General features: G+C 32.3%; 5 protein-coding genes and 1 pseudogene. 5 read left to right on the top strand and 1 reads right to left on the bottom strand.

Annotated elements, in window-relative coordinates; genetic code table 11:
• The 3 genes and pseudogenes from JG780_RS10195 to ileS form a co-directional block, all read left to right on the top strand.
• Positions 1-996 (top strand): annotated as a pseudogene (locus JG780_RS10195) (type I pullulanase); the annotation flags it as partial.
• Positions 997-1,044: 48 nt separating this feature from the next.
• On the top strand, positions 1,045-1,404 hold the full coding sequence (locus JG780_RS10190; RefSeq protein ID WP_004100448.1) for a response regulator: 360 nt from the start codon (positions 1,045-1,047) through the stop codon (positions 1,402-1,404).
• Positions 1,405-1,500: 96 nt separating this feature from the next.
• Entirely contained in the window at positions 1,501-4,233 is a 2,733-nt protein-coding gene (gene ileS, locus JG780_RS10185; protein ID WP_004100446.1) for an isoleucine--tRNA ligase, read from the top strand.
• Positions 4,234-4,255: 22 nt separating this feature from the next.
• On the opposite strand, the gene JG780_RS10180 is transcribed toward ileS, so the two are convergent.
• On the bottom strand, positions 4,256-5,608 hold the full coding sequence (locus JG780_RS10180) for an MFS transporter (protein ID WP_287570515.1): 1,353 nt from the start codon (positions 5,606-5,608) through the stop codon (positions 4,256-4,258).
• A gap of 179 nt (positions 5,609-5,787) precedes the next feature.
• On the opposite strand from JG780_RS10180, the gene JG780_RS10175 reads away from it, so the two are divergent.
• Complete coding sequence (locus tag JG780_RS10175) at positions 5,788-6,297, top strand: TIGR00725 family protein (RefSeq protein WP_114702987.1); 510 nt, start codon at positions 5,788-5,790, stop codon at positions 6,295-6,297.
• Positions 6,297-6,632: EamA family transporter (locus JG780_RS10170; protein WP_287570513.1), on the top strand; the 336-nt coding region annotated here is incomplete at its 3' end. The genes JG780_RS10175 and JG780_RS10170, both read left to right, overlap by 1 nt.

Here is a 6,632-nt window from a genome sequence, read left to right as displayed (position 1 = left end):
AAATACATAATTGATACTTTGCTATACTGGATAAATGAATACCACGTTGATGGTTTTAGATTTGACCAAATGGGACTTATTGATAAAAAAACAATGCTTGAATTGGAAAAGGCTGTTCATTCAATAGATCCAACAATAATATTGTATGGTGAACCTTGGGGTGGATGGGGTGCACCTATAAGATTTGGAAAATCAGATGTAGCTGGAACACATATTGCTGCGTTTAACGATGAATTTAGAGATGCTTTGAGGGGCTCCGTTTTCGATGAAAAAGTTAAAGGATTCTTAATGGGAGCAATTGGAAAAGAGACACGCGTTAAAAGAGGTGTCGTAGGAAGCATCTATTATGATTCAAGAATAAAGAGCTTTGCCAGTGATCCTGAAGAAACAATCAACTATGTTGCATGTCATGACAACCACACCCTTTGGGATAAAAACTATTTAGCTGCAAAATATGATAAAAAATACGAATGGACCGATGAAATGTTAAGAAATGCTCAAAAGCTTGCTGGCGCAATTTTACTTACTTCTCAAGGAATACCTTTCATACACGCAGGGCAAGATTTTGCAAGAACTAAAAACTTTAATGAAAATTCTTACAATGCTCCAATTTCAATTAATGGCCTTGACTATCAAAGAAAATATGAATATTTAGATGTCTTTGAATACTATAAAGGATTAATTAAGCTAAGAAAAGAACATCCTGCATTCAGATTAAGAACAGCAGAAGAAATCAAAAAACACCTTAAACTTTTAACAAGCAAAACTAGAAGAATAGTTTCCTTTATGCTTGTCGATAATGCAGGCGGAGATTCCTGGAAAGATATTTTGGTTATATACAATGGAAATGTTGGACCAGTTGAGTATGAACTTCCAGAAGGAATATGGAACGTTGTAGTAAACGGACAAAAAGCTGGCACAGAAATAATAGAAAAAGTTTCTGGTAAAATAAAGCTTGAAGGAATTTCTGCATATGTTTTGTACAAAAATGAATAATATGATATAATTTAGAATGGTGTACTTTGTACTCTAAGGGGTGATAATATGTCAAAGAAAAAAATTCTTGTCGTTGAAGACGAGGATAACATGAGACTTTTAATAACTGAAGAGTTGGAAGAAAGTGGTTACGATGTTGATGAAGCAAGAAACGGAGAAGAGGCTCTTAAAAAATTTAGAGAAAAAGAATATGACCTTGTTACTGTAGATATTGAAATGCCCGGTATGAATGGTTTGGAAGTTGCAGGGAAAATCAGGGAAATAAAAAAAGATGCAAAGATAATAATTTTAACTGCTTATTCTCATTATAAAAGCGATCTTGCATCATGGGCTGCTGATGCATATATCGTAAAATCTTCAGATTTAACTGAATTAAAAGACACAATTGCAAAAATAATTAATATGTAAGGCATTGCCCTCCCCAGACAAAAAAAGGTGGCGGGAGGGCCACCTTTTTTGTTAATTTAATACCTAAAAACAAATAGATCAAGCGGAGGTGTTTATATGGATTACAAAGAAACGTTAAACCTGCCTTCAACAGAATTTTCCATGAGGGCAAATCTTGTAAAAAAAGAGCCAGAAATGCTTAAAAAATGGAAAGAAATGGACGACTATAATCTGGTCTTAAAATCAAGGGAGGGAAAACCAAAATTTGTTCTTCACGATGGTCCTCCATACGCAAATGGAAACATTCATATTGGAACTGCCACAAACAAAATATTAAAAGATATAGTTATTCGCTACAAAACTATGAGGGGATATTATGCTCCATATGTTCCAGGTTGGGACACTCATGGTCTTCCAATAGAACATAGAGTTTCTGTAGAAATGGGAGAAAAGATAAAAGAAATGTCTCCAGTCGAAATAAGGCAAAAATGTAAAGACTTCGCACTCAACTTTGTAAATATTCAACGTGAACAATTCAAAAGATTAGGAGTAAGAGGTGATTGGGATAATCCATATTTAACACTAGATCCAAAATACGAAACCCACATATTAAATATTTTTAAGACACTCGTTAAAAATGGTAATGTATATAGAGGAAACAAACCTGTTTATTGGTGTCCAACTTGTAAAACTGCTCTTGCAGAAGCTGAAGTTGAATATCATGACCATTCTTCACCTTCAATTTATGTAAAATTCAAATTAATTGGTGAAGAAAATACATATGTTGTAATATGGACAACAACTCCTTGGACACTACCTGCAAACGTTGCTATTGCAGTACATCCAGAATATGATTATGTAAAAATTAAAGTTGACGGTGAATACTGGATAGTAGCTGAAGGATTATTAAATAAATTTGCAGCAGAAACTGAAATTAATTATGAAGTTGTTGAAAAATTCAAAGGTAAAGATTTAGAGTATAAAAAGGCAAAACATCCATTCATAGATAGGGAATCATTAATTGTACTTGCCGATTATGTAACACTCGAAGATGGTACAGGTTGTGTTCATACCGCACCAGGACACGGTGCAGAAGACTATTTAACTGGTTTAAAGTATAACCTACCAGTTCTTTCACCAGTAAATGAAGAAGGAATATTTACTGAAGAAGCAGGAAAATACGCCGGACTAAAAATTTGGGATGCAAATAAAGTAATTATAGAAGATTTAGAAAAATTAGGAGCACTTATAAAGACACAAAAAATCGAACATAGCTACCCACACTGCTGGAGATGTAAAAATCCAATTATATTTAGAGCAACTCCTCAATGGTTTATTTCTGTCGATAAAAATAACTTGCGTGAAAAAGTCCTAGAAGAAATCAAAAAAGTTGAATGGCACCCAAAATGGGGTGAAAATAGAATTACGGCAATGGTTAAAGAAAGACCCGACTGGACAATTTCAAGACAAAGGGTATGGGGAACTCCAATCCCTGCAATAAAATGTAAACATTGTGGTGAAGTATTTATTGATGAAAAAGTAATTGATAACTTTATAACAATCGTTGAAAAAGAAGGAACAGATGCATGGTTTAAGCTTCCCGAAAAAGATATTATTCCAGAAGATGTTAAATGTCCAAAATGCGGACATAATGAATTTGAAAAGACATACGATACCTTGGATGTTTGGATTGATTCGGGTTGTTCATTTGAGGCTGTCATACGATCAAAAGGTGAAAAATTCCCAGTTGATTTATACTTAGAAGGCGATGATCAACACAGAGGTTGGTTCCAAAGTTCTATATTTATGTCCGTTGCACATACAGGTCAAGCACCATACAAATCTGTTGTAACACATGGATTTATAAAAGACGAACACGGTAGAAAGATGAGTAAATCTCTTGGAAATGTAATTGATCCAAAAGAAATTGTTGATAAATACGGCGCTGATATTTTAAGGCTCTGGGTTTCCAGTATAGACTTTTTTGACAATATCCGCGTAGGTAAAAATATCATTCAACAACAAGTTGAAGTATATAAAAAGATTAGAAATACACTTAGATTCTTACTCGGTAATTTAAGCGATTTTACAAAGAATGATTTAGTTGAATTTGATAAACTTTTACCACTTGATAAATGGGCTCTTGGAAGACTCCAAGAAGTAATATCTCAAGTTACAGAGCATTACGAAAAATACGAATTTTCAAAGGTATACAGCCTTATAAACAGATATTGCACCGTGGAATTAAGTGCAACTTACCTTGATATATTAAAAGATAGGTTGTACGTTGAAGCAAAAGATTCAATATATAGACGCTCGGCACAAACTGTTATGTTCTACATTTTAGATGCATTAATAAAAATGCTTGCTCCAGTTCTTGTATTTACTACAGAAGAGGCTTATCAATTAAGCCCACTTAAAGAATTTGAAACAGTACATCTTGAGTATTGGCCACAAGTAAGAAAAGAATTTGTAGATGAAAAATTAATGGAAGAATTTAAAATACTATTCATGGTAAGAGATGACGTACTAAAAGCTCTAGAAAACGCAAGAAAAAATGATATAATAGGCCATTCTTTAGATGCAAAAGTAACTTTAAATGGTGTAAATGAACAAATTAACAACGTTCTTGTAAAGTATAAAGATTACCTTGAAGAAATTTTCATTGTCTCTCAAGTTGAAATTGGAGAAGGAAAAGTTAAAGGTGAATTTGCAAATGTAAGTGTAGAAAAGGCAAGTGGCGAAAAATGTCAAAGATGCTGGAAATATAGTGAGGAAACAGGAAAGGATGAAGAATATCCAAATACATGTCCAAGATGTGCCGCTGTTTTAAAAGGTGAAAGAAAATAAATGAAGGTGCTTTCAAGCACCTTCATTTTTTTAATATCTCAAGTATCTTTTTTTCATTAAAGAAAACTAAAATTATTGTTCCCAAAACCATCAATATTAAAGAGAATATTGCACTAATTCTTAACCCAAATTCTCCAATTGTTTCACTGTTTAGAATAAATAATGAAGGATAAATTAGTCCAGCAAATGTTTGTCCCATCTTCTGCATAAATGTTCTTGCACCGAAAAATACCGCTGCTTTGTAATTTCCCGTTTCTTTCCCATGTGCTTCTGCAATGTCTGCAATAACTGCATTTGGTAATATTCCAAAAATAGCAAGTGGTACTGAAGAAAGTACCGCAATTATATAACTTTGCATAATCGGAGAAAAACTTAATTTTCCTAGCGTTGCTGCGATCGCAAAATCCAATGAAAAGACTATAAATCCAATTATTAACAAATTTTTCTTTCCAAACTTTTTAGCCAAAAAGTTAACAGGGATATAAAAGATAAATGAAAGTAAAAACATTAATAGCTGAACTTGTGATGCATGCTCTTTTGGTAATTTAAGTAAAACAGTTATATAGTAAACAAGTCCAAGACTAATACCTGTAAGACCAAACCAATATATGAAATCTTGGAGAACAAATAATCTAAAATTTCTTTCTTTAAAAGCGTTTATAATTGATTCTAAACCCTTCTCTTTAACTGTATGCTTTTCACAATATTTATTCTCATCAATGAAAATTACCGGCAAAAGCATAAAAACAAAACCAACCAATCCGTATATCAATGTAATTGTTTGAAAAGCTTTTAATGGAGTAAATCCTTTATTTTCCAAAATTGTCTGGAAAAGATATATCTGTGTTCCTAAAACATAACCAATTGCCCAAGTTATTGATATTAAAGTGCTCAATAGAAGCCTCTCATCTGGTGTATGACCAAGTTCACTCATCCATGCAAAATAAGGCGTAACATACATAGTCATAAACCAATAAAAAAGGATAACCGTCAAAAACAACCAAATAGTGTTAATTGCATGGTCACTTGAAGGTGGAAAAAAAGGCAAGAATGAAAATATTGCAAAAGGAAGAACACTAATTGCTAAAAAGCCCCTTCTTCTTCCTAGTTTCATCCTGTTTCTATCAGACAAAGTAGCAACCAAAGGATCAGTTACTGCATCAAACAATCTCGACACACCTAACGCAAGACCTACAATAGTTAAACCTAAAAAAACTGGTCCCCTTCTAATAAATTCTGGAAAGTTAACACCCTCCGGTGGCATATAAAAATAAACAAGAACATTTGCAATTGCAAAACTTGTTAACGACCACCCAAGCTGTCCCAAGGCATAAATAATTTTTTTCCAAAAAGGTAACTTTTCTGCCAAAACCATCCCTCCTTCATATTATTGCTACGGTAACGTTAACGGTAACATTATTATAACAATTTTATTTTAAAAAATAAAACTGAAAATTTTTGAAAAAATAATTGATAAAGTGAATTTTTGAAAAAAATCATTTGATATTAAATGATATAATATTATTGTTCAAAAAATTATATAGGAGTGAAAAAATGAAAAAAGTAGCAGTAATAGGCTCTTCAGGAAAAATAGATGAAAATCTTGAAAAATTATGTGTAAAACTTGGCGAAGAGCTGTCAAAAAATTATATAGTAATTACAGGTGGAAGAGATGGAGTAATGGAAGCTGTTTCAAAAGGTGTTAAAAACAATTTAGGAACTTCTATCGGTATCTTGCCATATGATGAAAAAGGAAATGAATTTAACACTATAGAATTTTCAACAGGTCTTGATTTTTCTACAAGATCATTTATCATATTAAGAAATGCAGATGCTGTTATTTCAATTGCAGGAGAATGTGGCACAGCAATTGAGATATTTGGAGCATACGCATACAAAAAACCCCTAATTTTATTCAAAGGTACAGGTGGTTGGACTGATAGAATACAAAATGTTTTAATTGATGGAAAATATCTTGATAATAGGAAACATTCAGAGATATACATAGCAGATAGTATAGATAAAATTTTAAAAATTCTTGAAAAAATCTTAGGAGGTAGCTGATGCAATATATATCACTTATTTTAGTAATAATAGTTTGGGGACTTTCATTTATTGCAACAAGTATTATAGTTCAAAATATTTCACCTTTACTTGCTGCTTTTATTAGATTTTCTATAGCTCTTTTGACACTACTTGTCATTCCAAAAAATAGAAAAATTAACTTGTTTAATATTCACAAAGTCCTTGCAGGATTTTGGGGAATTACAATCTATTTTGTCTCAGAAAATTTTGCGCTTAAATTTACTACTCCAACAAATGCTGCTTTAATAGTTTCAACAGCACCTATTTGGTACGTCTTGTTTACACAAATTGCTCATAAAAGAAAAACTCATTCT

Source organism: Thermosipho sp. (in: thermotogales), assembly GCF_020054775.1.
GTDB classification, from domain to species: Bacteria; Thermotogota; Thermotogae; order Thermotogales; family Fervidobacteriaceae; genus Thermosipho; species Thermosipho africanus.
This window is presented reverse-complemented; position numbering and strand designations above follow the sequence as displayed.